Raw genomic sequence first — 25,672 nt, 5'->3', positions numbered from 1 at the left:
CGTCGCCTCATGCGGCGCTTTTTTTTGCCTTTTCGATCGACAGAGGATCGCATGCCGACCGAACCCAGTACCGCCCTCATCACCAACGACATCGTTGGCCTTGGCCTGATCGCCGCCACCCTGGCCCTGATCTTCTGGGCCGCCAGCGGCCCGACCCCATTGCTTAAGAAGATCTTCGCCTGGGTCCCCGCACTGCTGCTGTGCTACTTCATCCCGGCCATCTACAACACCGCCGGCCTCATCGACGGGCACAACACCGCCCTCTACAACCCCATCGCCCGCGACGTGCTGCTGCCCGCCGCCCTCGTCCTGCTCACTCTCTCCATCGACCTCAAGGGTATCCTCAAGCTCGGCCCGAAGCTGCTCATCGTGTTCTGCGCCGGCACCTTCGGCATCATGCTCGGCGCCGTGGTCTCGTTCCAGCTGATGTCCTGGATCCACCCCGAAACCGTGGCCGGCGACACCTGGGCCGGCATGGCCGCACTGGCCGGCAGCTGGATCGGCGGCGGCGCCAACATGGTCGCCATGCGCGAAGTGTTCGGCACCGACGCCACCACCTTCGGCCAGTTCGCCGTCGTCGACGTTGCCTGCGCCAGCTTGTGGATGGCCGTCCTGCTGTTCCTGGCCAACCGCGCCACCCAGATCGACACCCGCAACGGTGCCGACACCCGCGCCATCGATGAAATGAAAGCGCGCATCAGTGCCTACGAGGCCCAGAACGCCCGCATCCCCAGCCTCACCGACCTCATGCTGATCGTCGGCGTCGCCCTGGGCGGCGTCGGCCTGGCCCACGCCATCGCCGCCCCACTGAGCGCCTGGTTCAAGGCCAACATCAGCTGGGCCAGCCAGTTCAGCCTCGACAGCGCCTTCGTCTGGGTCGTCCTGCTCTCCACGCTGCTCGGCCTCGGCCTCAGCTTCACCCGCGCACGCAAGCTCGAATCCGCAGGCGCATCCCGCCTGGGCACTGTGTTCCTGTACTTCCTCATCGCCTGCATCGGCATGCAGATGAACCTGCTGTCCCTGCTGGATCGCCCGTGGCTGTTCCTGCTCGGCGTGATCTGGATGCTCACCCACATCCTCGTGCTGTGGATCGTCGCCAAGCTGGTCAAAGCGCCGTTGTTCTTCTTCGGCATCGGCTCGATGGGCAACATTGGCGCAGCGGCTTCGGCACCGGTGGTGGCAGCGGCGTTTCATCCCAGCCTGGCGCCCGTCGGCGTGTTGCTGGGCACCGTTGGCTACGCCACCGGCACGGGGTTGGCATATGTGACGGGCTTGATCCTCAAATGGATGGCTGGAGCGTAACGACACAATCAGCATCGTGAGGGCCGGCCAACGGCCGGCGCTACCGCTTTTCCGTTCCGTCATCAGGGAACTGTGGATGGCGGGGCGGCGGTGGGGGTGCGGGACTGTAGAAAACATGGATGTTTTCTACAAGCCCCCATGGATGGGTTCACGGCGTGTCCCGCACCCCCACCGCCGACCCGCCATTGCCGATAGAAATGCAGAGCCAAAAAGAAAAGGCGGCGCGAATGCGCCGCCTTTTCGGTTTTGAAGCCGTCCCGACCAACGGTCGAGACCTACCGTTTCAAGAGTCCGACCATTTCAGCAGCAGCGACCGCCGTTGCGGCCGCCGTAACGCGCTTCCTGGCGTTCGCGGAAGAACGTCTTGTAGTCCATCGGCGTGCGGTCCGGATGCTTCTCCAGCACGTGCCGCACGTAGTTGTCGTAATCGGGAATCCCGCAGCACAGACGTGCCGTCTGCACCAGGCGCCGCCAGATGCGGCGGTGCGCCTGGTACTGCCCGACCGGAACCAGACCCGTGCTCATCACAGGTCCGCCATCTGGTGCGGCTGCAGCGCCACGTATTCCGTCTCACGGTCCGTGCGCTGCGGCGTACGGCGTGCCACCACGATCGTCTTGATCGCATAGGCCAGGATCGAGAACACCACGAACAGGAACAGCACCGTCAGGCCCGTGTTCACGTACGCGTTCACCACGATCTGCTGCATCTGCCCCACCGTCTTGGCCGGAGCCGTGATCGTTCCGCTCGCGATCGCATCCTGGAACTTGTGCGCCTGCGCCAGGAAGCCCTGCGCCGGATTGCTGTCGAAGATCTTGATCAGCCCCGCATACGTCGTGCAGATCAGCAGCCATACCGCCGGCACCGCCGTCACCCACGCATAGCGGTCACGCTTCATCTTGAACAGCACCACCGTACCCAGCATCAGCGCGATACCCGCCAGCATCTGGTTCGAGATGCCGAACAGCGGCCACAACGTCTGGATGCCACCGAACGGGTCCACCACGCCCGTGTACAGCAGGTAGCCCCACAGCGCCACGCAGCCCGCCGTCGCGATGATGTTGGCCGTCCACGACTCGGTCTTCTTCAGCGCCGGGATGAAGTTGCCCAGCAGGTCCTGCAGCATGAAGCGGCCCGCGCGCGTACCCGCATCCACCGCCGTCAGGATGAACAGTGCCTCGAACAGGATCGCGAAGTGGTACCAGAACGCCATCATCGCGTTGCTGCCGCTCGGGATCGCCTGGTGCAGGATCTGCGCGATACCCACCGCCAGCGTCGGCGCGCCACCCGCACGGTGCAGGATCGTCGGCTCGCCAATCGCCGCCGCCGTCGCCTCCAGCTGCTCCGGCGTGATCGTGAAGCCCCACGTCGTGGTGATGTAATGCGCCGCCGATACCGCATCGGCGCCAATCACCGCCGCCGGGCTGTTCATCGCGAAGTAGATGCCCGGATCGATGATCGATGCCGCCACCAGCGCCATCACCGCCACGAACGATTCCATCAGCATGCCGCCGTAGCCGATGTAGCGCATGTGGCGCTCATTGGCCAGCAGCTTCGGCGTCGTACCCGACGCGATCAGCGCATGGAAGCCCGACACCGCACCGCATGCGATGGTGATGAACAGGAACGGGAACATCCCGCCCTTCCACACCGGACCATCACCGCTGGCCGCGAACTGCGTCAGCGCCGGCATCTTCAGCTCCGGCATCACGATCAGGATGCCGATCGCCAGCGCCACGATCGTGCCGATCTTCAGGAACGTCGACAGGTAATCGCGCGGCGCCAGCAGCAGCCACACCGGCAGCACCGAGGCCACGAAGCCGTACCCGATCAGCATCCAGGTGATCTGGATCCCGGTGAAGGTGAAGGCCGGGCCCCAGACCGGGTCCGCCGCCACCTTGCCGCCGTACCAGATCGCCAGCAGCAGCAGGATCAACCCCACCACCGAAATTTCGCCGATCTTGCCCGGCCGGATGTAGCGCATGTAGATGCCCATCAGGATGGCGATGGGCATCGTCGCAATCACCGTGAACATGCCCCACGGGCTTTCCGCCAGCGCCTTCACCACCACCATCGCCAGCACCGCCAGGATGATGATCATGATCAGGAAAGCGCCGAACAACGCGATCGTGCCGGGCACCTGGCCCATTTCCTCGCGTACCAGGTCACCCAGCGAACGCCCGTTGCGGCGGCTGGAAATGAACAGGATCATGAAGTCCTGCACCGCGCCGGCCAGGACCACGCCCACCACCAGCCACAACAGGCCGGGCAGGTAGCCCATCTGCGCCGCCAGCACCGGGCCAACCAGTGGCCCCGCACCCGCGATGGCCGCGAAGTGGTGGCCGAACAGCACGTGCTTGTTGGTCGGCACGTAATCCAGGCCATCGTTGTTGATCACCGCGGGCGTGGCCCGGGTGGGATCCAGCTGCATCACCTTGTCGGCAATGAACAGGCTGTAGAAGCGATAGGCAATGAGATAGATGGAGACTGCGGCGACCACGATCCACAGCGCGTTGATGTGTTCGCCCCGCCGCAATGCGACGGTGCCAAGACAGAATGCGCCGAGCAGCGCGAGCGCCGCCCAACCCAGCTTGGAAAAACCTTTCATGAGATTGCGTCTCCCTGAAGAACTCCGTAAGGGTCCGCCTTGGCAGTGACCGGGTCAATGCGCGTGCGGAGGCTTGCCGCTAGTACTTTGGTCGTACACGGGTACGAAACACCACGCTTGGAACAATCGGTTTCGGGCATGACGGTTGGCGCCTCCGGGGGCCGCGCCCATCTTGTACCCAGTATCCTCTTGCCGGAGTCAACATGAGCAGCCCAACCCCGGTGCGCGTGGCGCGCACCATCCGTGGCATGGCCACCTCCGACGGCGCCGGCGTGCGCCTGACCCGGGTGATCGGTGGCCCCTCGCTGCCCGACCTGGACCCGTTCCTGCTGCTGGATGAATTCGGCACCGACCGCGCCGAGGACTACATCGCCGGCTTCCCCAGCCACCCGCATCGTGGCTTCGAGACCGTGACCTACATGCTCGATGGGCGCATGCGGCACAAGGACAACCACGGCAACGAAGGCCTGCTTACCCCGGGCAGCGTGCAGTGGATGACCGCCGGCCGTGGCCTGGTGCATTCGGAAATGCCCGAGCAGGAATCGGGGCAGATGCGCGGCTTCCAGCTGTGGGTGAACCTGCCGGCGCGCGACAAGATGACCGACCCGAAGTACCAGGAGTTCGCGCCCGACCGCATTCCGCTGGCGCAGCCGGCGCCGGGCGTGCAGGTCAAGGTGATCGCAGGGCAGGTGGGCGACACGGTCGGCCCGATCGTGCAGCCGGCCACCGATCCCCTGTACCTGGACGTGCAGCTGGACGCAGGCACTGCGTGGGACTACGTGCTGCCGGAAGGGCACAACGCGTTCGCCTACGTGTTCGAAGGCGGGCTGAGCATTGGCGAGGGCGACGACGCGCGCCCGGTTGACCGCCAGGAAATGGCGGTGCTCGGCGGCGGCGAACTGCTGCAGCTGCGCGCAGGCGCCGGTGGTGCGCGGTTGATCCTGGTCGCTGGCCGGCCGCTGCGTGAGCCGGTCATGCGCCATGGCCCGTTCGTGATGAACACCAAGCAGGAACTGATGCAGGCCTTCGTGGATTTCCAGGAAGGCCGCTTCTGACAAGGCACGGAGATGCGTGATATCGCGCATCTCCGTGGGTATCATCGCTCCGCGGCGACCGCCGACGGATTGAGGTTCATGCCCTGCGACAACGACTGCAGCGTGCGCAGTTCGCTGGCGTCGCTGGGATACAGCGAAATCTGCGCGTAGCGGTTCTTGTCGAACTTGACCACGGTCATGCGGCGGGTGGCATACCCCGGCGGCTGCTGTCCACCCAGGTCGGGCTGGTACCAGTACAGCGACTCACCGGCGAAGGTGCCCTTTTCCTGGCGCAGCGGACGCGCGAGCGGAATATCCGGGTCGCGCCCGGTGAGCATCATGGTCATGACCTCGCGCCCGTCTGCCGCAGTGGCCTTGCAGAGCACGTAGGTGGCCTCGGACTGTTCCTGCCACTGCAGGCCGCTGGATTCTGGCAGGGCCGGGCATTTGGCGGCCGATTGCGCCGAAGCGATGCCGGCGGTCAGTGACAGCCCAAGGAATATCAAGGCGTGCAGGATCTTCATGCGTTCCCCCAAGTGTGCAAGTAGCCGTGCCGTCCCCTGCGGGCGCTTCCGGTGGCCAAGCGTTCCCTGGCCGATGTGCTGCGCATGCCCCATGCGCGAACCGGAAGGACCCGTCAGGTGACGGTCTGGTGATTTCGACCTTAACGGAATGTGACCGGATCTTCAAATAACCGTTTCAAATGAATCTGAATCCGGTTAGCGAGGTGGCGTGTCCGCCCCGATCCACTTGTAGGCGATGCCGCCGATCATGCCGCCCAGCAGCGGGGCCAGCCAGAACAGCCACAGCTGGCCGAGCGCGCCGCTGCCGGCGAACACGGCCACGGCGGTGGAGCGCGCCGGGTTCACGGAGGTGTTGGTGACCGGGATGCTGATCAGGTGGATCAGGGTCAGGGCCAGGCCGATGGCGATCGGGGCGAAGCCGGCCGGGGCGCGGCCGTGGGTGGCGCCCATGATGACGATCAGGAACAGGGCGGTGAGCACCACTTCGCACAGGAACGCGGCGGCAACGCTGTAGCCGCCGGGCGACAACGCGCCGTAGCCGTTGCTGGCGAAGGCACCGGCCTGGCTGCCGTCGATCTGGAAGCCGGGTGCGCCGGAGGCGATCTGCAGCAGGATGAAGCCGGCGAGCAGGCCGCCCAGCACCTGGGCGACGATGTAGGGCAGCAGGTCGCGCGCGGGGAAACGGCCGCCGACCCACAGGCCGACGCTGACGGCGGGGTTGAAGTGGGCGCCGGATATATGGCCGAACGCGTAGGCGCCGGTCAGTACGGTCAGGCCGAAGGCCAGTGCGACGCCAAGGAAGCCGATGCCCAGCGGGTTGCCGTCACCGCCGAACTTGGCGGCGAGGACGGCGCTGCCACAGCCGCCGAGAACCAGCCAGAAAGTGCCGAGGAATTCGGCGGCCAGACGCTTGCCCATGCTCATTGGTGATCTCCACGAGAATCCAAGGGGAATGCACGGTGGAAATCACGGGGCGTGATGGTGCGCGGTCAGCGCTCCGGCAGTGGAATGAATTCCTTGTCGTCGCCGGGAATACTGCCGAAAGCCCCCGATTCCCAATCATGCTTGGCCTGCTCGATGCGTTCCTTGGAGCTGGAGACGAAGTTCCACCAGAGGTGGCGCGGTCCGTCCAGCGGTTCACCACCGAGCAGCATGGCCTTCAACGGGGTCTTGGCGCGCAACCGGCCACGGGCGCCGGCTTCGGGAATGATCAGGTGCTGGGCGGGGAGGTCGACGCCGTCGAGCTGGGCGTCACCTTCAAGGATGTAGAGGGCGCGTTCGACGTGGCCGGTATCGAGGTCGAGTTCGGCACCGGGGTCGAGGTCGATGGCGACGTTGAGGGTGTCGGCAAACACTTTGACCGGGGACTCTTCGCCGTAGGCGCGGCCGGCGATGACGCGCAGCCAGGCGCCGTTGCGCTTCTGCTGGGGCAGGGTGGCGGCGGCGTGGTGGTAGAAGGCGGGGTCGGTTTCTTCGAAGCTTTTTGGCAGGGCAACCCAGGTCTGCATGCCGTGGATGGGGTGGTCGTGTTCGCGTTCGACCGGCGGGGTCCGTTCGGAGTGGGCGATGCCGCGGCCGGCGGTCATCCAGTTGACGTCGCCGGGGCGGATCACCTGGTCGGAGCCGAGGGTGTCGCGGTGGCCGATGGCGCCGGACCAGAGGAAGGTGACGGTGGCCAGGCCGATGTGCGGGTGCGGGCGGACGTCGATGCCGGCGCCGGCGCCCATGACGGCGGGCCCCATCTGGTCGACGAACACGAACGGGCCGACGCTGCGCGCCTGGATGCTGGGCACGGCGCGGCGGACTTCGAGACCGCCGATGTCATGGACACGCGGGGCGATGATGGTCGTCATGCGGGCTTTCTCGCTGGCGGGGACAGGCCGAAAGGATGGCATGCGGGTAGGTCCGGTGCATGGCCCGTTCGGGTAACAGGTTGTTTCGTTTGCAATGGCGCTACGACGCCGGTAGGTACCGACCGTTGGTCGGTACGGCTCTTTGCGCGGTCGTGCATAACGGCCCTTTGACGGTTGGCCGGTCGCCTGGGGGAAACAGCAAAAAAAACGCCACCTTTCGGTGGCGTTTTGTCTGGATCAATCAACCGTCAGATCACCGGTTCGCGCAGCACTGCCGCGTCCCAGCCCGGGCGCGGGGCGAAGCGGTCGCCGTAGCGTTGCTGGAGCGCCTTCAGACGTTCCACCAGTGCGTCGGCGCCGGTGGCGCGGATGTGCTGGATCGGGCCGCCGCGGAACGGGGCGAAGCCGGTGCCGAAGATGACGCCGGCGTCGAGCAGGTCGGCATCGGCCACCACGCCTTCGTGCAGGCAGGCGACGGCTTCGTTGAGCAGGGGCAGGATCAGGCGGTCCTCAAGATCGGCCGGGGCCTGGTAGTTGGCGGGCACGTCCGGCTTCTGGGCGCGGCCGTTGTCCCACTTGTAGATACCCTGGCCATCCTTCTTGCCGCGCTTGCCCGGTTCAACGGTCTGCAGGGCAGCGGGGATCTGCAGGCCCAGGAACGGGGCCAGTTCCTTGCCGACGCCGGCGGCGACGTCCAGGCCGACGGTGTCGAGCAGTTCGATCGGGCCCATCGGCATGCCGAACTTGACGGCGGCCTTGTCGATGACCGGGCCGGGCACGCCTTCGGCGTAGGCGGTGGCGGCTTCGAGCATGTACGGGAACAGGACGCGGTTGACCAGGAAGCCGGGGGTGCCGGCGACGGGCACCGGGAACTTGCCCAGCGCCTTGCAGAACGAGGCGAGGCGGCGTTCGGTTTCCGGGGCCATGCCGTCGTGGTGGATGATTTCCACCAGCGGCATCTGGGCTACGGGGTTGAAGTAGTGCAGGCCGGCGAACTGGGCAGGGCGCTGGATGTGGTCGCGCAGTTCCACCAGCGGGATGGAGGATGTGTTGGTGGTGAGCAGGGCGTCGGCTTTCATCTTCGGCTCGAGCGTCTGGTACAGGCCACGCTTGGCTTCGGCGTCTTCGATGATGGCTTCGATCACCAGGTCGGCCACGGCAACGCCGTCACCGGCGAGGTCGGCCTTGAGGCGGGCGGCGACGGCCGGGCGCTTGCTCTCGTCGCGCACTTTCTTGGCGAACAGGGCCTGGGCGCGTTCGATGGCCGGGTCGATGAAGCGCTGTTCGCGGTCCTGCAGGGTGACCTCGAAGCCCTTGTAGGCCGACCAGGCGGCGATGTCGCCGCCCATCACGCCGGCACCGACCACGTGCACGTGGCGGATGCCGTGGTCCTTGCCGCCCAGGGCCTTGAGGCGCTCGGTCAGGAAGAAGATGCGGATCAGGTTGCGCGCGGTCGGGGTGCCGGCCAGCTTGACCACGGCGCGGCGTTCGGCGTCCAGGCGGGCCTGGATGCCGCTGCCACCGGTGCGTGCCCAGGTGTTGATCAGGGCATACGGAGCCGGGTAGTGGTCTTTCTTGGCCTTGCGCGCGACCTGCTTGGCCATTTGCGGGGCGAGCAGCTTGCGCGCGAGCCAGGTGTTGGTGGCCCAGGCGGTGAGGCGCTGCTTGAACGGGCGGGTGGTGCCGGACAGGCCCAGTGCGACGGCGGTATCGAGCAGCACCGCCGGGGCGACCACTTTGTCGACCAGGCCGATGTTGCGGGCGGCCGATGCCGACAGGTTGCGGCCGGTCAGCATCATGTCCATGGCGGCGGGGGCGCCGACCAGCTGCGGCAGGCGCGCGCTGCCGCCCCAGCCCGGGAAGATGCCCAGCTGGGTTTCGGGCAGGCCGATCCGGGTGGAGGGATCGTTGGAGGCCACGCGGTAGCGGCAGGCCAGGGCCAGCTCGGTGCCGCCGCCGAGGCAGTGGCCGTGGATGGCGGCCACGGTCGGGCAGGGCAGCTCGGAGAGCTTCTGGTAGGTGGTCTGGCCACGGCGGATGGCGTCGTTGACGGTGCCGCGGCGATCGAATTCCTGGAATTCCTTCAGGTCCGCACCGGCGATGAAGCCGGCTGGCTTGATCGACTGCACCACCACCGCCTTGGGCGGGTCCAGCGCAAGGCGTTCGACCAGGTCGCCCAGTTCCAGCAGCACGTCCTGCGACATCGCATTGACGCTGCTGTCGTGGCGGTCGAGGCTGAGCACCACGACACCATCGTCACGGATCTCGGGGTGCCAATGTGAGAAACGGAGCCCATCGAAGCCTGAGAGCATGGAGGCGTTCCATCCGGTTGTGTATGGAGAAGGGGGCTATGATCCAGAGGTTGTTTCCTCCCCGTCAAATCCCTATAGCTGGGGGGTAGGAGCACCCGGTTCATGGCCGTGGTCTGGAACCTTAACGGAACGGTGGTTAAAAGCTGGTACGGCGCGCGGTGATCGGCGCTGAACTTTTCCCGGGATTGGCAGTCTCATTGCCCGACGTCGGTTGGGCTGACAGGAGTGCGGCCCCCCATGGCCGAGGTTGAAACACCACAGGAGCTGGACCTGGAGCTGGTCCGGCGCGTGCAGCGCGGCGAGAGTGCGGCGTTCGATGTACTGGTGCGCAAGTACCAGCATCGAATCATCGCGCTGATCGGGCGCTACATCGCCGACTGGAGTGAATGTCAGGACGTTGCCCAGGATACGTTCGTCCGCGCTTACCGCGCGATCGGCAGTTTCCGCGGCGATGCCCAGTTCTATACCTGGTTGCACCGGATCGCCGTGAATACTGCCAAGAACCATCTAGCCGCCCACAACCGCCGCCCGCCCACCGACGACATCGAGATCGGGGACGCCGAACAGTTCGACAGCGGCACCCGCCTGCGCGACACCGACACGCCCGAACGCGAGTTGATGCGCCAGGAGCTGGAGCAGACGGTGATGAAGGCGGTATCGGCGTTGCCGGAGGAATTGAGATCGGCCATCACCCTGCGCGAGGTTGAAGGCCTGAGTTACGACGAAATCGCGCAGAAGATGGGGTGCCCGATCGGCACCGTGCGGTCGCGGATTTTTCGCGCCCGCGAGGCGATCGACACTGAACTTCGGCCGCTGCTGGATATCGGCAGCGCCACCCGCGAGAAGAGCCGCGTATGAGCCACGAGATGCCTGACAAATTCGATGCCCACCACCGCCAGCAGCTGTCCGCGCTGGTCGATGGAGAGTTGCCGCTGGAAGAAGCGCGGTTCCTGCTGCGCCGCCTGGAACACGATGAGGACCTGTCTGGTTGCCAGGAGCGCTGGCAGGTGCTGGGCGATGTGCTGCGCGGGCAGGCCTGCGCGCCGGCCCCGCTGGGCTTTGCCGACCGCATCCAGGCGGCTGTCGCGGCCGAGCCGGCCCCGGTTGTCGCCGCAGCGCCGGCCCCGCGCCAGCGTCGTGGTGGCCTGCTGCGCTGGGGCGGTGGTGCCGCGCTTGCCGCCTCGGTGGCGGCCATCGCGCTGTTCATGAGCCGCGAACAGTTGCCCGGGCAGGCTCCGCTGGAGCAGCCGACCACGATCATCGCCAGCCAGGCGCAGCTGCCGCCGGCACCGCCGCGCGCGCCATTGAATACTGCCGTGGTGGCCGATGCCGCGCTGGCCGTGGCTGCCGTGCCGGCCGCGGCGGTCAATGCGCGCCGTGCCAGCGCCACCCGCACCCAGCAGGCCGCCGCGCGCAGCGTGGCCAGCCGCAGCGCCGAACCGGTGCGTGCGGTGGCCAGCCAGCCCGCACTGGCCCCGGTGGTACCGCCTGCCGATGCCCGCGCCCTGCCGTTCGGTGAGGTCGGCAACCTGCAGGCCCGGCCGTGGCCGCGCTCGACGGTGGGCAGCAGCGGGGCGCTCAATGCCAGCTTCTCCACGCAGGAGCCGCAGGCGGCGTTCTATCCGTTCGAACCGCGCCTGCAGGAAGACGCCGCCGGCACGCCGCCCGTGCGTCGCCAGCGCGACTGACGTTTGCCTCCATTTCTGCCATCCAGGCGCTGCACGCTCGGTGCAGCGCCACCCCTTCCCCTGAACATCCCTGACCCGGAGGCTCGAGTCTGATGACCGCCCGTATCCGCACGCACGCCATGGCCCTGCTGGCCATCACCCTCCCGCTGGTGGCCTGTGCCCAGTCGCCCAGCCCTACCGCCCCTGCGGCGCAGGTGGCCGCCGCTCCGCGTGCGCCGGCCGCACCGCTGGTCAGTGGCCTGCCGGACTTCACCAACCTGGTGGAGCAGGTTGGGCCGGGCGTGGTCAACATTGAAACCACCATCGTGCGCAGCAACCGCCAGGCGCGCGGCGCCGGTCCGGGCCCGGGTCCGGGCGACGACGAGATGCCGGAGTTCTTCCGCCGCTTCTTCGGCCCGGACTTCCAGATGCCGGGCCAGCCCGGTGGCGAGGATGAAGGCCCCAGCATCCGCGGCCGCGGCATGGGCTCGGGCTTCATCATCTCGCCCGACGGCTACGTGTTGACCAACCACCATGTGGTGGCCGACGCCGGCGAAGTGAAGGTCAAGCTGGGCGACCGCCGCGAATTCACCGCCAAGGTGATCGGCAGCGACCAGCAGTACGACGTGGCCCTGCTCAAGATCGATGCGAAGAACCTGCCGACCGTGCGCGTGGGCGATTCCAACACGCTCAAGCCGGGCCAGTGGGTGGTCGCGATCGGCTCGCCGTTCGGCCTGGACCACTCGGTCACCGCCGGCGTGGTCAGTGCGGTCGGGCGCAGCACCGGCGGCCAGGACCAGCGCTACGTGCCGTTCATCCAGACCGACGTGGCCATCAACCAGGGCAACTCGGGCGGTCCGCTGCTCAATACCCGCGGTGAAGTGGTCGGCATCAACTCGCAGATCTTCTCCGCCTCGGGCGGCTACATGGGCATCAGCTTCGCGATCCCGATCGACCTGGCCATGGGCGCGGTCGACCAGATCAAGAAAAACGGCCGCGTGAGTCGTGGCCAGCTGGGTGCGATCGTGGGCGCCATCACCGGCGACGTGGCACAGGGCTTCAACCTGCCCGACAGCCGTGGCGCACTCGTCAACGAACTGGTGCCGGGCAGTGCCGCCGCCAAATCCGGCCTGGAAGTGGGCGATGTGATCCGTTCGGTCAACGGCACCGCCATCAACACCTTCAGCGACCTGCCGCCGCTGATCGGCGCGCAGGCGCCGGGCAGCAAGGTCCGCCTGGGCGTGCTGCGCGACGGCCGCGAACGTGAGATCACCGCGACCCTGACCGAGCTGGCCGAGGATGCGGCACGCGGCACCGCCGGTCCGGCGGCCGCCGACGCGGCGCCTCAGGTAGGGGCCAATGCCCTGCTGGGCCTGGACGTGGCCGACCTGACCGCCCCGCAGCGCCAGCAGTTGGGGCTGGACGCGGGCGAGGGCGTGCGCATCACCACCGTCAAGGGCCAGGCCGCGCGCGATGCCCGGTTGTCGCCGGGCATGGTGATCCTGCAGGTTGGGCGCACCCAGGTCGGCAGCGTCGCTGCGCTGAACAAGGCACTGGGTGGCTACAAGAAGGGCGACGTGGTGATGCTGCTGGTCCGCGCCGGCGGCAACAGCGCCTTCGTGGCGGTCAAGACCGGCCAGTAACCCCCGTCACTGCTGTGTTTCCGGGCCCGCTTCGGCGGGCCCGGTCGTATTTGGCTCCCCGGCACGCGGGGAGGGGCCGGCCATGCGATAATGTGCCGTTATCCTGACGACGCGACGCGCCGCCGCCACCTATGTCCTCTGATTCGATGCGGAACATCCGCAACTTCTCCATCATTGCCCACGTCGACCACGGCAAGTCCACGTTGGCCGACCGCATCATCCAGCTTTGCGGCGGCCTCCAGGCCCGCGAGATGGAAGCGCAGGTGCTCGACTCCAATCCGATCGAGCGCGAGCGCGGCATCACCATCAAGGCCCAGTCGGTATCGCTGCCGTACGTGGCCAAAGATGGCCAGACCTACCACCTGAATTTCATCGACACCCCCGGGCACGTCGACTTCTCCTATGAAGTCAGCCGCTCGCTGGCCGCCTGCGAAGGCGCGCTGCTGGTGGTGGATGCGGCCCAGGGCGTGGAAGCGCAGTCGGTCGCCAACTGCTACACCGCCGTGGAGCAGGGCCTGGAAGTGGTGCCGGTGATCAACAAGATCGACCTGCCCACCGCCGACATCGAGCGCGCCAAGGCCGAAATCGAAGCCGTGATCGGCATCGACGCCACCGACGCGGTGCCGGTCAGCGCCAAGACCGGCCTGAACGTGGTGGACGTGCTGGAAGCCATCGTGCATCGCATCCCGGCCCCGCAGCCGCGCGATACCGACAAGCTGCAGGCGCTGATCATCGATTCCTGGTTCGACAATTACCTGGGCGTGGTCTCGCTGGTGCGCGTGATGCAGGGCCAGATCAAGGCCGGCGACAAGCTGCAGGTGATGTCCACCGGCCGCAACCACCAGGTCGACAACGTCGGCGTGTTCACCCCCAAGCGCAAGGTCCTGCCGGCCCTGCGTGCGGGCGAGGTGGGTTGGGTCACGGCCAGCATCAAGGACGTGCACGGCGCGCCCGTGGGCGACACCCTGACCCTGGCCGCCGACCCGGCCGCCAAGCCGCTGCCGGGCTTCCAGGAAATGCAGCCGCGCGTGTTCGCCGGCCTGTTCCCGGTCGATGCCGAAGACTACCCGGACCTGCGCGAAGCGCTGGACAAGCTGCGCCTGAACGATGCCGCGCTGCGTTTCGAGCCGGAAAGCTCCGAAGCGATGGGCTTCGGCTTCCGTTGCGGCTTCCTGGGCATGCTGCACATGGAAATCGTGCAGGAGCGCCTGGAGCGCGAATACAACCTGGACCTGATCAGCACCGCGCCGACCGTGGTCTACGAGGTCCTCAAGACCGACGGCACCATCATCAACATGGACAACCCGGCCAAGCTGCCGCCGGTGAACATGGTGACCGAGATCCGCGAGCCGATCATCCGCGCCAACGTGCTCACCCCCGAGGAGTACATCGGCAACATCATCAAGCTGTGCGAGGAAAAGCGCGGCAGCCAGATCGGCATCAACTACATGGGCAGCCAGGTGCAGATCAGCTATGAGCTGCCGATGGCCGAGGTGGTGCTGGACTTCTTCGACAAGCTCAAGTCGGTCAGCCGCGGCTATGCCTCGCTGGATTACCACTTCGTGCGCTTCGACGCCGGTCCGTTCGTCCGCGTGGACGTGCTGATCAATGGCGACAAGGTCGATGCGCTGTCGCTGATCGTGCACCGCAGCCATGCCGACCGGCGCGGCCGCGAGCTGTGCGAGAAGATGAAGGAACTGATCCCGCGGCAGATGTTCGACGTGGCCATCCAGGCCGCCGTGGGCTCGCAGATCATCTCCCGTACCACGGTCAAGGCCATGCGCAAGAACGTGCTGGCCAAGTGCTATGGTGGCGACGTTTCGCGCAAGAAGAAGCTGCTGGAGAAGCAGAAGGAAGGCAAGAAGCGCATGAAGCAGGTCGGACGCGTGGAGATTCCGCAGGAAGCCTTCCTCGCCGTGCTGCAGATGGACAAGTAAGGCTCCCGTTCCCAAGGACACCGCATGAAACTGTTTGAAATCCTGCTGGTCGTACTGACGCTGGCCTCGGGCCTGATCCTGCTGGCCGACAAGCTGTACTTCGCCAAGCGCCGCGCGGCGCGGGCCGGCCTGCTGGACAGCGAGCCGGTGCTGGTGGATTACTCCCGGGCGTTCTTCCCGGTACTGGCCATCGTGCTGGTGGTGCGCAGCTTCATTGCAGAGCCTTACAAGATCCCGTCCAGTTCGATGATGCCGAACCTGCTGATCGGCGATTTCATCCTGGTCAACAAGTTCGCCTATGGCCTGCGCCTGCCGCTGAACAACGCCAAGATCGTCCCGATCGGCGAGCCGGCGCGTGGCGACGTGGTGGTGTTCCACTTCCCGGGCCATTCGGACAACGACCCGAACAAGGGCGAGAACTTCATCAAGCGCGTGATCGGCGTCCCGGGCGACGAGATCGCCTTCCAGGGCGATGGGGTGATCCTCAACGGCACCCCGCTCAAGTACGAGAGCAAGGGGTTGTATGCTGGGCACCGTGGCCAGGGGGAGGGCGCCTCACTGCTGGTGGAGCACCTGCCGGGCCGCACCCATACCGTGCTGGAGACCGATTATCCGCGTGGCGAAGGCCAGTGGACCGTGCCGCCGGGCAAGTACCTGGTCATGGGCGACAACCGCGACAACAGCGATGACGGCCGTTTCTGGGGCCTGCTGCCGGAGGAGAATCTCCGCGGCAAGGCCTTCCTGATCTGGCTGAACTGCTCGGGCTGGTTCTGCAAGGATGGTTTCGAACCGTCCCGCATCGGCACCGGCATCAACTGATTCCAACCGCGTATCTGGGGAGAACGCAATGAAGACGATGAAGACGCAGCGTGGCATGACCCTGACCTCGTTCCTGGTCGTGCTGTGCATCGTGGGGTTCGGCCTGTACATCGGCATGAAGCTGTTCCCGATGTATTCCGAGTTCTATGCGGTCAAGACCGCGCTCAAGGGCGTGGCGAAGGAACCCGGAGTGGCCAACATGGAGCCGGGCAAAGTGCAGGAAATGTTCTTCCGCCGGCTGGACATCAGCTATTCGGAAAGCGTCAAGCCGGCGAACGTCAAGTTCGAACGCGTCAGCGGCGGCTGGAACATGAAGGTCAACTACGAAGTGCGTCGCCCGCTGCTCGGCAACCTCGACGTGGTTGGAAAATTTGATGCACACCAGGAATTGACCCTCAGCGGTGCCGACTAAAACCTATCAACGTGGTGACCGCATTGGTCACGCCTTCCAGGATCCGGGCCTGCTCCAGCAGGCCCTGACGCATCGCAGTGCCGGCACGCCGAACAACGAGCGGCTGGAATTCCTCGGCGACAGCATCGTGAACATGATGGTGGCCCAGGCGCTCTACCAGCGCTGGCCCAAGGCCGACGAGGGCGCGCTGACCCGCGCCCGCGCCGAGCTGGTGCGCGAAGGCGCGCTGGCGGTGATCGCCCGCACCCTGGAGCTGGGCGAACGGCTCACCCTGGGCCCCGGTGAAATGAAGTCCGGCGGCCATCGGCGCGACTCGATCCTGGCCGACGCCCTGGAAGCGGTGGTGGCCGCGATCTACCTGGATGCCGGCTTTGCCGCCTGCCAGGCCGTGGTGCTGCCCTGGTTCGGCCCCTCCTTGGAGGCGCTGCCGGCCACCGGCAAGCCCGAAAAAGACCCCAAGACCCGCCTGCAGGAATGGCTGCAGGGCCGACAGAAGGCCTTGCCGCTGTACGAATTGGTGTCAGAATCAGGCGACGATCACGCCAAGACCTTCCGGGTACGCTGCGGCGTAGCCGATCCCGCTGTCAGCACCGAAGGCGAAGGTGCCTCGCGACGGCTGGCCGAACAACAGGCGGCAGCTGCCGCCCTCGAGCAACTGGATTCCAAGTGAGCGAAGCAATCCCCCATCATTGCGGCAGCGTGGCCGTCATCGGCCGCCCCAACGTCGGCAAGTCGACCCTGACCAACGCCCTGGTGGGCGCCAAGGTCAGCATCGTCTCCAACCGGCCGCAGACCACCCGCCACCGGCTGCTGGGCATTGCCAGCTATCCGGAAGGCCAGCTGGTGCTGGTCGACACCCCCGGCCTGCACCGCGTGCAGAAGCGCGCCATGAACCGGGTGATGAACCGCGCCGCGCGCGGCTCGCTCGAGGGCGTGGATGCCGGCATGCTGGTGATCGAGGCTGGCCGCTGGGACGAAGAAGACACCCTGGCGTTCAACGTGCTCAGCGATGCCGGCATTCCGGTGGTGCTGGTGGTGAACAAGGTCGACCGCCTGAAGGACAAGGCCGCACTGTTGCCGTTCCTGCAGCAGGTCACCGAAGGCCGCACGTTCGCGTCCGTGCACCCCATTTCCGCGCAGAAGCGCAACGGCCTGGAAGCGCTGGTGCGCGACCTGCTCAAGCTGCTGCCGGAAGCCCCGCCGATGTTCGGCGAAGATGAGATCACCGACCGCAGCCAGCGTTTCCTGGCCGGCGAACTGGTCCGTGAACAGTTGATGCGCCAGCTCGGCGAAGAGCTGCCGTACGCCACCACGGTGGAAATCGAGCGCTTCGTCGAAGACGGCAACCTGCTGCGCATCGGTGCGGTGATCTGGGTCGAACGCGAAGGCCAGAAGGCGATCGTGATCGGCAAGGGCGGCAGCCGCCTGAAGGACATCGGGGCCAAGTCGCGCATGCAGATGGAGCGCCTGTTCGACGCCAAGGTCTTCCTGGAAACCTGGGTGCGCGTGCGCGAAGGCTGGTCGGACGACGAAGCCGCGCTGAAGGCCTTCGGCTACGAGTAAACCCGGCAGGGTTGCCGCTCACCGCCCCGGCCATGCGCATCGATGACGAACCGGCCTTCGTGCTGCATGCCCGCTCCTGGCGGGAGACCAGCCTGCTGGTCGAGGTCCTGACCGAGCAGCATGGGCGTATCGGGGTGCTCGCGCGCGGTGTGAGCAGCCCGCGCAGCCAGGCGCTGCGCGCCGCGCTGCAGCCCCTGCAATGGATCCGCCTGGCCGCCGTACAGCGCGGCGAACTGGCCCAGCTGCGCGGGGCCGAGGCCTTGGATGCCGCGCCGCGGCTGAGTGGCGATGCCATGCTGGCGGGCTTTTATGTCAATGAACTGGTGATGCGGCTTGCGCCCCGCCAGGACCCGCTGCCCGAGCTGTATGACCACTACGGGCAGGTGCGCCAGCGGCTGGCGGCCGCCGAGGCGTTGGCCTGGACCCTTCGGCGTTTCGAACGCGACCTGCTGGAGGCGTTGGGCTTCGGCTTCGACCTGGAACATGGCAGCGATGGCGAGCCGATCGACCCGGCCGCCCGCTATGAGCTGGACCCGCTGGAAGGTCCGCGACGGCTGCTCAGCGAGCGGGGCGTGGATCCGCGGCGGGGGACGGCGACCGGGAGCGCGCTGCTGGCCCTGGCCAACGATGCGCTGCCCGGGCCGGATGACCTGGCCAGCCTGCGCCGGGGCATGCGCGCCGTGCTGCTGCACCATCTGGGCGGGCGCGGCCTGAAATCGTGGGAGATGCTGGAGGATCTGGCGCGGCGGCGGTGATTTACGTGCGCGGGGTCATGGCGGGCGCGGATGGTGGTTCACGTGCGCAGGGTCATGGCGGGCGCGGATGGTGGTTTACGTGCGCAGGGACATGGCTTTGACACGCATGGCGTGTCACTACGATCCTGGGTCGCTCGGGTTGGGGGTCGAACGTTGGGGGTGGGCTGCACCCGTTGCGTAGGGACACGCCGCGCGTTCCGCCTTTCGCCTAATGCAACAGGGACTCTACGGCCGCCTTGAACTGGGTGTGCGCGCCATTTGAGTCCGGGGCCTGGTGCAGCTGGCGTACCGCGCGGGCAAGGCGGGCGGCGCCGACGAAGCCGCAGCTGGCCTGGAGCCGGTGCAGCTGGCCCTTCAAGGTGCCCACATCGTGCTGCTGCACTGCCTGGGCCACCGCGTCGCGTACCCCGGGCAGCTCGGCCAGGAACAGCTCGCGCAGGGCGATCAGGTGATGGCGCTGCCCATTCAGGGCCGCCAGGGCGGTGATTTCGTCCCAGTCCTCGCGTTCGACCTCGCTGCCGCCCACTGCAGCGGCCGGGGCGGCGCTTCCGGGGCTGTTGACCAGCGCACGGCGCACGGCCTGCAGCAGCTGCTCACGGCTCAACGGCTTGACCAGGGTTTCGCTGAATCCGTCATCGCGCAGCCGCGCATGGATGCTGGCGTCGCCATCGGCCGTATGGGCCAGCGCCGGCGTGTGGGGCCGCGACAGGCGCAGCGCATGCAGCAGCTGGCTGCCGTTGCCGTCTGGCAGGTTCACGTCGATCAGCCACAGGTCGTGTTCGCTGCGGCGGCCCCGTTCCAGGGCGCTGGCCAGCGAATCGGCGGTTTCCACCTGCGCGGGCAGGGTTTCCAGCGCGGCCCGGAAAAAGCCGCGACTGATGGTGTCGTCCTCGACGAGCAGGAAACGGGGCATGGGAGCCCTCGGGGTCATCTGCATTGGGGCTGCCTCCATGTCAGCTATGCCCATATTAAACACGATATGGCGTCCTGCAAGCCTCCCCCTGGGGTCATCCGGCAGGCCAGGGTGCGTATCTGCGACAATACGCACCCTTTTTGCCCGCAGCCTGTTGCCACGTGGCCCGATCCCGCTCCCGCCTCGACAAGACCCCGTTCCAGACCGACATCCTCGACCTCAGCCATGATGGCCGGGGCGTCGCCCGCCGTGACGGCGAGGGCGGCAAGGTCACCTTCATCTCCGGCGCCCTGCCGGGCGAAGTGGTGCGCGCCGAGCCCACCGCCCGCAACCGCCATTTCGACGAGGCGCGGACCGTGGAGGTCCTGCAGCCCTCGCCGCAGCGGGTCACCCCGCGCTGTCCGCACTTCGGCGTGTGCGCCGGCTGCGTGCTGCAGCACCTGGAAGAAGGCCAGCAGATCGTGGCCAAGCAGCGCGTGCTGCTCGACAACCTGACCCGCATCGGCCATGTCAGCCCGGGCACCGTGCTGCCCGCGCTGGTCGGCGACAGCTGGGGCTACCGCCGCAAGGGCCGCTTCTCCGTGCGCCGGGTGGAGAAGAAGGACAAGACCCTGGTCGGCTTCCGCGAGCAGGACCCGCGCTTCGTGGCGGACCTGACCCAGTGCCTGACCGTGATCCCGGAAATCGGCCTGAAGGTGGCGGCGCTGTCGGCCTTCATCGAAACCCTGGATGGCAAGCGCGACATTCCCCAGGTGGAGTTCATTGCCGGCGACGATGCGATCGTGCTGACCATCCGCCACATGCTGCCGCTCAGCGATGCCGACAAGGCGGCCTGGGCCGCGTTCGGTGCCGAGCACGGGTTTGCGATCTTCCTGCAGCCCGGCGGGGTGGAATCGGTGCACCCGCTGCTGCCCGGCGAGGTGCCGCTGTCGTTCCGGCTGACGCCGTGGGACGTGGAACTGGCGTTCCGTCCGCTGGATTTCATCCAGGTCAACGCCAACCTCAATGAAAAGATGATCGCGCTGGCACTCGAACTGCTCGACGCCGGCCCGGAGGAGCGCGTGCTCGATCTGTTCTGTGGCCTGGGCAACTTCACCCTGCCGCTGGCGCGCACCGTGCGCGAAGTGGTGGGCGTGGAAGGCGAAGCCGGGCTGGTGGCGCGGGCGAAGGAAAACGCCGCGCGCAATGGCCTGGACAACGCGCAGTTCTTCGCCGCCGACCTGACCCAGGACCAGCGCCAGACCCCGTGGATGCGCCAGGGCTTCGACAAGCTGCTGCTGGACCCGCCACGCTCGGGCGCGATCGAAGTGCTGCAGCAGTTGCCGCTCAAGCAGTTCAAGCGCATCGTCTACGTCAGCTGCCACCCCGGCTCGCTGGCGCGTGATGCCGGCTACCTGGTCAACGAGCAGGGCTTCACCCTGGTGTCGGCCGGTGCCATGGACATGTTCCCGCACACCGCGCACGTGGAAAGCATCGCCGTCTTCGAGAAGCGTTGAGATGGGCATCGAGATCGAGCGCAAGTTCCTGGTCACCGGCGATGGCTGGCGCGCCGCCGCGCACGCGGTCATCCCGATGGCGCAGGGCTACATCAACGACACCGCCTCGATCGACAGCGGCGCGCAGAAGGCCTCGGTGCGGGTGCGCATCCAGGGCGATGCAGCGTTCCTCAACATGAAGTCGCGCGAGATCGGGCACACCCGCCAGGAATTCGACTACCCGATCCCCGTGGAGGACGCCCGCGCGCTGCTGGCGCTGTGCGTGGGCGGCCTGATCGACAAGCGCCGGCACCTGGTCCACCACGGCGGCCTGCTGTGGGAAGTGGACGAGTTCCTGGGCGACAACGCCGGGCTGGTGGTGGCCGAGGTCGAACTCGACCAGGCCGACCAGGCCATCGACCTGCCGTCCTGGGCAGGCGAGGAAGTGACCGACCAGGTCCGGTACTACAACCTCGCCCTGGCCGCGAACCCCTACAGCCGCTGGCCCTGAATACGCCCCCCGCGCCCGTGGCCTCGGGGACACGCCTTCTGCGACAATGCGGCAGTGCGCCATCACGGCGCCCCGCTTTGGAGATCGACCCATGCTCGTGATCGGCGTTGCCGGGACCGAACTTACCGCCCAGGAACGCGATTGGCTGCAGCACGATGCCGTGTCCGGCGTCATCCTGTTCAAGCGCAATTTCGCCTCGCGCGAGCAGATCGCCGCGCTGTCGGCCGCGATCCGCGCCGCCGCGCCGCGCCCGCTGCTGATCTGCGTGGACCAGGAAGGCGGGCGCGTGCAGCGCTTCCGCGAAGGGTTCAGCGCGTTGCCGCCGCTGCAGGGCTTCGATGCGTTGTACGCACAGGATCCGGAGGCAGCCCTGGCCCTGGCCGAACAGCACGCCTGGCTGATGGCCAGCGAAGTGCGTGCCTGTGGCGTGGACCTCAGTTTCGCCCCGGTGGTCGACCTGGGCCGTGGCAACCGCGCCATCGGCGACCGCGCCTTCAGCGCCGACCCGCAGGTGGTAGCCGCCTTCACCCGCGCCTACGTGCGCGGCATGCACAGCGTCGGCATGGCCGCCACGCTCAAGCATTTCCCGGGCCATGGCAGCGTGCTGGAAGACACCCACGTGGCCGCCGCCAGCGACCCGCGTGACCTCGATGCGCTGCGCGCGCTGGACCTGGTGCCGTTCGCGGCCGGCATCGATGCCGGCGCCGACGCGGTGATGATGGCCCACGTGGTCTACCCGCAGGTGGCGCCGGAACCGGCCGGCTATTCGTCGCGCTGGATCCAGCAGATCCTGCGCGGGGAAATGGGCTTCCGTGGCGTGGTGTTCTCCGACGACATCGGCATGGCCGCCTCGTTCTCCGCCGGCGGCGTGCAGGCGCGCGTGCTTGCGCACCTGGATGCCGGCTGCGACGTGGTGCTGGTCTGCCACCCGGAACTGGTCGACGAGGCGCTGCGCGCGGTCGACGGCCGCCCCCTCAATACTGCTGCGCTGCTCGGCCTGATCGGCCGTGGCGCGCTTGGCTGGGACGGCCTGCTGGCCGATGTCCGCCATGGCACCTCCCAATCCCGTTTGCTCGACACCCTTGGAAGAACCGTCTGATGCCCAACCTCACCATTTCCCAGGCCCTGGCCCAGGCCGACCTGCTGGTCGACCGCCCCACCATCGATGCGGCCATCGCGGCCATCGCCGATGCCATCGCGGCCGACTACAAGGGCGAGGTGCCGCTGTTCCTGTCGATCATGCACGGCGCGCTGCCGTTCGCCGGCCAGCTGGCGCTGGAGCTCGGCGCGCGCGGCCAGGACCTGCAGTTCGATTACCTGCACGCCACCCGCTACCGCGGTGAAACCACCGGCGGCGAGCTGGTCTGGAAGCACAAGCCGGCCACCTCGCTGTTCGGCCGCCGCGTGCTGCTGGTCGACGACATCCTGGACGAAGGCTTCACCCTGCAGGGCGTGCGCACCTGGTGCCTGGAGCAGGGCGCCACCGACGTGCGCATCGCCGCGATGACGGTGAAGAAGCACGACCGCGCGCTGCCCGACGTCAAGGCTGACTACGCCGGTGTCGAACTGCCGGACCGTTACGTGTTCGGCTTCGGCATGGACGTCAACGAAGCGCTGCGCGGCGTCCCGGCCATCTACGCGATGAAGGAATAAGCAGCGCCCATGGACCATATCGCCCTGGCCGTGATCGGCGGCACCGGTGTGTACAAGCTGGCCCAGCTCGATGACGTGAGCAGCCACGCGGTCGAAACCCGTTACGGCACGCCGTCCGGCCCGATCCGGGTCGGCACGCTGCTCGGCCAGCGGGTGGCGTTCCTGGCCCGGCATGGCGAAGGCCATTCGCTGCCGCCGCACAAGATCAACTACCGCGCAAATCTTGCTGCGTTGCAGCAGATCGGCGCCACGCGCGTGCTCGCGCTCAACACCGTGGGCGGCATCACCGAGCATTTCGGCCCGCGCGTGCTCGCCTGCCCGGACCAGTTGATCGATTACACCTGGGGCCGCATCTCCACGCTCAGCGAGGAGCCGGGCACCGAGGTGCTGCACGTGGACTTCGGCCACCCCTACACCCCGATGCTGCGAAGCAAGGTGCTGGCGGCGGCCAAGGTCACCGGCGTGCGCCTGCAGGACGGCGGCTGCTACGGCGCCACGCAGGGCCCGCGGCTGGAGACCAACGCCGAAATCGCGCGGATGCGCCGTGATGGCTGCGACCTGGTCGGCATGACCGGCATGCCCGAAGCCGGCCTGGCCCGCGAGCTGGGCCTGGACTACGCCTGCCTGGCCATCGTGGCCAACTGGGCGGCCGGCTGTGGCGATGGCGACGAGATCACGATGGCCGAAGTGCTGGCCAATGTTGACGCGGCTTCGGCCGGATTGCCGGAACTGATTGGCGAATTGGCACGCGGATGATTGTCATTGCCTGACAAGCTTTGCATACTCCGCCAGTGCGCTGGTTGAGCGTACACCACCCATTCATTGAAGAAGGTCTTGCATTACCATGCCGAACGGTACCGTCAAGTGGTTCAACGACGCCAAGGGATTTGGCTTTATCTCGCCGGATGACGGCAGCGCTGATGTCTTCGCGCACTTCTCCGCGATCAACTCCAAGGGCTTCCGCAGCCTGCAGGAAGGCCAGAAGGTCACTTATGAAGTGAGCCAGGGTCCGAAGGGCGCCCAGGCCTCGAACATCGCGCCGGCGGAGTAACTCCACCGTAGCGCAAGGAAAACCCCGCTTCGGCGGGGTTTTTTTTAACCCCGGACAGGACGTCAGATGAAAAAGCGCACGATCGCCATCGTCGGCTACGGCACCGCAGGCCAGGCGTTGTCGATTCTTCTTTCACGCGACCATCACGATGTACACGTGTTCGAGCGCGCGCCCAGGCCCGGCCCGGTGGGTGCGGGGTTCCTGCTGCAGCCGAGTGGTCTGGACGTGCTGTGGCAGATGGACCTGCTGCCACAGGTGCTGCAGCACGGTGCGCCGGTCCGCCGGCTGTACGGGGAAACGCCGTGCGGGCGGGCGGTGATGGACATGCGCTATTCGGCGCTGGATGCACACCTGCATGGCATCGGCATGCAGCGCGGCGCGCTGTTCTCGCTGCTGGCGCAGGCCTGGGAGCACCCGGGCAACCTGCAGGCCGATACCGCCATCGTCGATGTGGATGCCGACAATGGCCGCGTGCGCGATGCACGCGGGCACTGGCACGGCCCGTATGACCTGGTGATCGCCGCCGATGGGTCGGCATCGTCGCTGCGCACGCTGGTGCAGGGCACGCGGCTGGATCGCGAATACCCGTGGGGTGCGCTGTGGTGCCTGTTGCCGCGCGGCGATTGGCCGCACCACGACGAGCTGCGGCAGCGCTACGTGGCGGCGCGCAAGATGATCGGCCTGTTGCCGGTCGGCACCCGCCCCGATGATGCGCAGCCGCGCCTGAGTTTCTTCTGGAGCCTGCCGCGCGCGCAGTTCGACCAGTGGGAACGTGACGGCATGCAACGCTGGCTGGAGGAGATCGCCGCGCTGTGGCCGCAGGCGCACCTGCGCCTGCAGGACGTGCGTGATGGCGCGCAGCTGGCCCGTGCCGGCTACCGTGATGCCGTGATGAGCCGCTGGCACCGCGGCCGGCTGGTGCTGGCCGGCGATTCGGCGCATGCCATGAGCCCACAGCTGGGGCAGGGCGTGAACATGGCGCTGATGGATGCGCTGGCGCTGCGCGATGCGCTGCGCGCGCACGATGGCGCCGATGCCGCGCTGCAGGCCTACCAGGCGCAGCGCAGCGCGCACGTGGGCATCTACCAGTTCTGGAGCCGCTGGCTCACGCCGGTGTTCCAGTCCGAGCGCGACCTGCTCGCGCATGCGCGCGATGTGCTGTTCCAGCCGATGGGGCGGCTGCCGGGGGGCCGTGGCCACATGCTGCGCGTGCTCAGCGGAACACAGCGTGGCTGGTGGGGAAAACTGGGATTGTCGCCGGGTTTCGTGGCGGCGATGCGCACATGAATGGCGGCCGTTGACGGCAGGGTCACTCCGCGTGTGGCACAAGGACACTGCTGTGTTGTTGCCCCCAAGGAGAAAGACATGCTGTTTCCGGCCGACGTTCTCGATTCTGAAATCCGCAAACTGCGCGGGTTGCTGCAGATGCTCCACGAGGATCAGCCGGATGTGATGGAAGACGTCTTCGACTTCCATGTCACCAGTCTGATCACCCATGCCGCCCCCGAACACCACGCCCGCATCCGCGCCGCCGCGCGTTCGATGCTGGCCGAGGTGCAGCGCTGTCCCGTGCGCCGTAATCCCGATGCCCCGGAAATCCTGCTGATGGAAGCGCTGCCCTCGGCAGCGTAAGCGCGCAGTT

At 67.2% G+C, this 25,672-nt stretch carries 26 protein-coding genes; 19 read left to right on the top strand and 7 right to left on the bottom strand.

Translation table 11 applies throughout. From position 1 onward, the window contains the following. The first annotated feature begins 51 nt into the window (after positions 1–51). Entirely contained in the window at positions 52–1,302 is a 1,251-nt protein-coding gene (locus NMB40_RS12800) for a DUF819 family protein (RefSeq protein ID WP_448143305.1), read from the top strand. Between the two features lie 300 nt (positions 1,303–1,602). On the opposite strand, the gene NMB40_RS12795 is transcribed toward NMB40_RS12800, so the two are convergent. Further along, a complete protein-coding gene (locus NMB40_RS12795) occupies positions 1,603–1,827 on the bottom strand; it encodes a YbdD/YjiX family protein (protein ID WP_068853636.1) in 225 nt (74 codons plus the stop codon). Then, a complete protein-coding gene (locus tag NMB40_RS12790) occupies positions 1,827–3,908 on the bottom strand; it encodes a carbon starvation CstA family protein (protein ID WP_095364418.1) in 2,082 nt (693 codons plus the stop codon). Before NMB40_RS12790 ends, NMB40_RS12795 begins: the two co-directional genes overlap by 1 nt. A gap of 203 nt (positions 3,909–4,111) precedes the next feature. On the opposite strand from NMB40_RS12790, the gene NMB40_RS12785 reads away from it, so the two are divergent. Next, positions 4,112–4,963, top strand: a complete 852-nt coding sequence (locus NMB40_RS12785; protein ID WP_448143304.1) for a pirin family protein — start codon at positions 4,112–4,114, stop codon at positions 4,961–4,963. 41 nt (positions 4,964–5,004) lie between these two features. On the opposite strand, the gene NMB40_RS12780 is transcribed toward NMB40_RS12785, so the two are convergent. From NMB40_RS12780 to NMB40_RS12765, 4 genes are all read right to left on the bottom strand, one after another. Then, positions 5,005–5,466 carry a hypothetical protein gene (locus NMB40_RS12780; protein WP_494358638.1) on the bottom strand — a complete coding sequence of 154 codons (462 nt, stop codon included), beginning with the start codon at positions 5,464–5,466 and terminating at the stop codon, positions 5,005–5,007. A gap of 195 nt (positions 5,467–5,661) precedes the next feature. After that, positions 5,662–6,390, bottom strand: a complete 729-nt coding sequence (gene aqpZ, locus NMB40_RS12775; RefSeq protein WP_494358637.1) for an aquaporin Z — start codon at positions 6,388–6,390, stop codon at positions 5,662–5,664. A gap of 65 nt (positions 6,391–6,455) precedes the next feature. Further along, positions 6,456–7,319: a pirin family protein gene (locus tag NMB40_RS12770; RefSeq protein ID WP_448143302.1), complete on the bottom strand. Its 864-nt coding sequence runs from the start codon at positions 7,317–7,319 to the stop codon at positions 6,456–6,458. A 248-nt stretch (positions 7,320–7,567) separates the two neighbouring features. Beyond that, positions 7,568–9,631, bottom strand: coding sequence for a 3-hydroxyacyl-CoA dehydrogenase NAD-binding domain-containing protein (locus NMB40_RS12765; protein WP_448143301.1), 2,064 nt, complete (start codon positions 9,629–9,631; stop codon positions 7,568–7,570). 237 nt (positions 9,632–9,868) lie between these two features. Here NMB40_RS12765 and rpoE point away from each other — a divergent pair, with 237 nt between their 5' ends. The 9 genes from rpoE (at position 9,869) to recO (ending at position 18,427) form a co-directional block, all read left to right on the top strand. Then, positions 9,869–10,489, top strand: coding sequence for an RNA polymerase sigma factor RpoE (gene rpoE / locus NMB40_RS12760; RefSeq protein WP_282247830.1), 621 nt, complete (start codon positions 9,869–9,871; stop codon positions 10,487–10,489). 8 nt (positions 10,490–10,497) lie between these two features. Further along, positions 10,498–11,319: a sigma-E factor negative regulatory protein gene (locus NMB40_RS12755; protein WP_494358636.1), complete on the top strand. Its 822-nt coding sequence runs from the start codon at positions 10,498–10,500 to the stop codon at positions 11,317–11,319. A gap of 92 nt (positions 11,320–11,411) precedes the next feature. Continuing rightward, on the top strand, positions 11,412–12,941 hold the full coding sequence (locus NMB40_RS12750) for a DegQ family serine endoprotease (protein WP_494358635.1): 1,530 nt from the start codon (positions 11,412–11,414) through the stop codon (positions 12,939–12,941). A 146-nt stretch (positions 12,942–13,087) separates the two neighbouring features. Further along, on the top strand, positions 13,088–14,878 hold the full coding sequence (gene lepA, locus NMB40_RS12745) for a translation elongation factor 4 (protein WP_494361075.1): 1,791 nt from the start codon (positions 13,088–13,090) through the stop codon (positions 14,876–14,878). 24 nt (positions 14,879–14,902) lie between these two features. Beyond that, positions 14,903–15,697, top strand: a complete 795-nt coding sequence (lepB, locus tag NMB40_RS12740) for a signal peptidase I (protein ID WP_093533487.1) — start codon at positions 14,903–14,905, stop codon at positions 15,695–15,697. Between the two features lie 28 nt (positions 15,698–15,725). Next, positions 15,726–16,109 carry a DUF4845 domain-containing protein gene (locus NMB40_RS12735; protein WP_494358634.1) on the top strand — a complete coding sequence of 128 codons (384 nt, stop codon included), beginning with the start codon at positions 15,726–15,728 and terminating at the stop codon, positions 16,107–16,109. Then, entirely contained in the window at positions 16,099–16,779 is a 681-nt protein-coding gene (rnc, locus tag NMB40_RS12730; RefSeq protein WP_494358633.1) for a ribonuclease III, read from the top strand. Before NMB40_RS12735 ends, rnc begins: the two co-directional genes overlap by 11 nt. Then, positions 16,776–17,672: a GTPase Era gene (gene era, locus NMB40_RS12725; RefSeq protein ID WP_494358632.1), complete on the top strand. Its 897-nt coding sequence runs from the start codon at positions 16,776–16,778 to the stop codon at positions 17,670–17,672. Before rnc ends, era begins: the two co-directional genes overlap by 4 nt. Positions 17,673–17,704: 32 nt before the next feature. Beyond that, positions 17,705–18,427: a DNA repair protein RecO gene (gene recO, locus NMB40_RS12720; protein ID WP_494361074.1), complete on the top strand. Its 723-nt coding sequence runs from the start codon at positions 17,705–17,707 to the stop codon at positions 18,425–18,427. 208 nt (positions 18,428–18,635) lie between these two features. Here recO and NMB40_RS12715 read toward each other — a convergent pair whose 3' ends face one another. Beyond that, entirely contained in the window at positions 18,636–19,364 is a 729-nt protein-coding gene (locus NMB40_RS12715) for a response regulator (protein WP_494358631.1), read from the bottom strand. A 137-nt stretch (positions 19,365–19,501) separates the two neighbouring features. On the opposite strand from NMB40_RS12715, the gene rlmD reads away from it, so the two are divergent. The 8 genes from rlmD (at position 19,502) to NMB40_RS12675 (ending at position 25,662) form a co-directional block, all read left to right on the top strand. Further along, on the top strand, positions 19,502–20,836 hold the full coding sequence (rlmD, locus tag NMB40_RS12710) for a 23S rRNA (uracil(1939)-C(5))-methyltransferase RlmD (protein ID WP_494358630.1): 1,335 nt from the start codon (positions 19,502–19,504) through the stop codon (positions 20,834–20,836). A gap of 1 nt (position 20,837) precedes the next feature. Continuing rightward, the gene (locus tag NMB40_RS12705) at positions 20,838–21,326 is read left to right on the top strand and encodes a CYTH domain-containing protein (protein ID WP_494358629.1); all 489 of its coding nucleotides are present in this window, start codon (positions 20,838–20,840) and stop codon (positions 21,324–21,326) included. 91 nt (positions 21,327–21,417) lie between these two features. Beyond that, complete coding sequence (gene nagZ / locus NMB40_RS12700; protein WP_494358628.1) at positions 21,418–22,425, top strand: beta-N-acetylhexosaminidase; 1,008 nt, start codon at positions 21,418–21,420, stop codon at positions 22,423–22,425. After that, positions 22,425–22,979: a hypoxanthine-guanine phosphoribosyltransferase gene (locus tag NMB40_RS12695; RefSeq protein WP_068853617.1), complete on the top strand. Its 555-nt coding sequence runs from the start codon at positions 22,425–22,427 to the stop codon at positions 22,977–22,979. Before nagZ ends, NMB40_RS12695 begins: the two co-directional genes overlap by 1 nt. Before the next feature lie 9 nt (positions 22,980–22,988). Then, on the top strand, positions 22,989–23,735 hold the full coding sequence (locus NMB40_RS12690) for an S-methyl-5'-thioinosine phosphorylase (protein WP_282246905.1): 747 nt from the start codon (positions 22,989–22,991) through the stop codon (positions 23,733–23,735). A gap of 88 nt (positions 23,736–23,823) precedes the next feature. Next, positions 23,824–24,030 (top strand): cold-shock protein, encoded by a 207-nt coding sequence (locus NMB40_RS12685; protein ID WP_068853615.1) that lies wholly within the window; start codon positions 23,824–23,826, stop codon positions 24,028–24,030. 66 nt (positions 24,031–24,096) lie between these two features. Next, the gene (locus NMB40_RS12680; protein WP_494358627.1) at positions 24,097–25,317 is read left to right on the top strand and encodes an FAD-dependent oxidoreductase; all 1,221 of its coding nucleotides are present in this window, start codon (positions 24,097–24,099) and stop codon (positions 25,315–25,317) included. A gap of 78 nt (positions 25,318–25,395) precedes the next feature. Beyond that, positions 25,396–25,662, top strand: coding sequence for a hypothetical protein (locus NMB40_RS12675; protein ID WP_282246907.1), 267 nt, complete (start codon positions 25,396–25,398; stop codon positions 25,660–25,662). The last annotated feature ends 10 nt before the right edge of the window (positions 25,663–25,672 follow it).

Source organism: Stenotrophomonas sp. FBCC-B152, assembly GCF_059134105.1.
The sequence above is the reverse complement of the archived record's forward strand: the minus strand, read 5'-3'. Positions and strand labels throughout refer to the sequence as shown.

Excerpts from the sequence above, each read along its gene's own strand:
- NMB40_RS12800 (WP_448143305.1), top strand. The coding sequence starts at position 52 with ATGCCGACCGAACCCAGTACCGCCCTCATCACCAACGACATCGTTGGC.
- NMB40_RS12795 (WP_068853636.1), bottom strand. The coding sequence starts at position 1,827 with ATGAGCACGGGTCTGGTTCCGGTCGGGCAGTACCAGGCGCACCGCCGC.
- NMB40_RS12790 (WP_095364418.1), bottom strand. The coding sequence starts at position 3,908 with ATGAAAGGTTTTTCCAAGCTGGGTTGGGCGGCGCTCGCGCTGCTCGGC.
- NMB40_RS12785 (WP_448143304.1), top strand. The coding sequence starts at position 4,112 with ATGAGCAGCCCAACCCCGGTGCGCGTGGCGCGCACCATCCGTGGCATG.
- NMB40_RS12780 (WP_494358638.1), bottom strand. The coding sequence starts at position 5,466 with ATGAAGATCCTGCACGCCTTGATATTCCTTGGGCTGTCACTGACCGCC.
- aqpZ (WP_494358637.1), bottom strand. The coding sequence starts at position 6,390 with ATGAGCATGGGCAAGCGTCTGGCCGCCGAATTCCTCGGCACTTTCTGG.
- NMB40_RS12770 (WP_448143302.1), bottom strand. The coding sequence starts at position 7,319 with ATGACGACCATCATCGCCCCGCGTGTCCATGACATCGGCGGTCTCGAA.
- NMB40_RS12765 (WP_448143301.1), bottom strand. The coding sequence starts at position 9,631 with ATGCTCTCAGGCTTCGATGGGCTCCGTTTCTCACATTGGCACCCCGAG.
- rpoE (WP_282247830.1), top strand. The coding sequence starts at position 9,869 with ATGGCCGAGGTTGAAACACCACAGGAGCTGGACCTGGAGCTGGTCCGG.
- NMB40_RS12755 (WP_494358636.1), top strand. The coding sequence starts at position 10,498 with ATGCCTGACAAATTCGATGCCCACCACCGCCAGCAGCTGTCCGCGCTG.
- NMB40_RS12750 (WP_494358635.1), top strand. The coding sequence starts at position 11,412 with ATGACCGCCCGTATCCGCACGCACGCCATGGCCCTGCTGGCCATCACC.
- lepA (WP_494361075.1), top strand. The coding sequence starts at position 13,088 with ATGCGGAACATCCGCAACTTCTCCATCATTGCCCACGTCGACCACGGC.
- lepB (WP_093533487.1), top strand. The coding sequence starts at position 14,903 with ATGAAACTGTTTGAAATCCTGCTGGTCGTACTGACGCTGGCCTCGGGC.
- NMB40_RS12735 (WP_494358634.1), top strand. The coding sequence starts at position 15,726 with ATGAAGACGATGAAGACGCAGCGTGGCATGACCCTGACCTCGTTCCTG.
- recO (WP_494361074.1), top strand. The coding sequence starts at position 17,705 with ATGCGCATCGATGACGAACCGGCCTTCGTGCTGCATGCCCGCTCCTGG.
- NMB40_RS12715 (WP_494358631.1), bottom strand. The coding sequence starts at position 19,364 with ATGCAGATGACCCCGAGGGCTCCCATGCCCCGTTTCCTGCTCGTCGAG.
- NMB40_RS12705 (WP_494358629.1), top strand. The coding sequence starts at position 20,838 with ATGGGCATCGAGATCGAGCGCAAGTTCCTGGTCACCGGCGATGGCTGG.
- nagZ (WP_494358628.1), top strand. The coding sequence starts at position 21,418 with ATGCTCGTGATCGGCGTTGCCGGGACCGAACTTACCGCCCAGGAACGC.
- NMB40_RS12695 (WP_068853617.1), top strand. The coding sequence starts at position 22,425 with ATGCCCAACCTCACCATTTCCCAGGCCCTGGCCCAGGCCGACCTGCTG.
- NMB40_RS12690 (WP_282246905.1), top strand. The coding sequence starts at position 22,989 with ATGGACCATATCGCCCTGGCCGTGATCGGCGGCACCGGTGTGTACAAG.
- NMB40_RS12685 (WP_068853615.1), top strand. The coding sequence starts at position 23,824 with ATGCCGAACGGTACCGTCAAGTGGTTCAACGACGCCAAGGGATTTGGC.
- NMB40_RS12680 (WP_494358627.1), top strand. The coding sequence starts at position 24,097 with ATGAAAAAGCGCACGATCGCCATCGTCGGCTACGGCACCGCAGGCCAG.
- NMB40_RS12675 (WP_282246907.1), top strand. The coding sequence starts at position 25,396 with ATGCTGTTTCCGGCCGACGTTCTCGATTCTGAAATCCGCAAACTGCGC.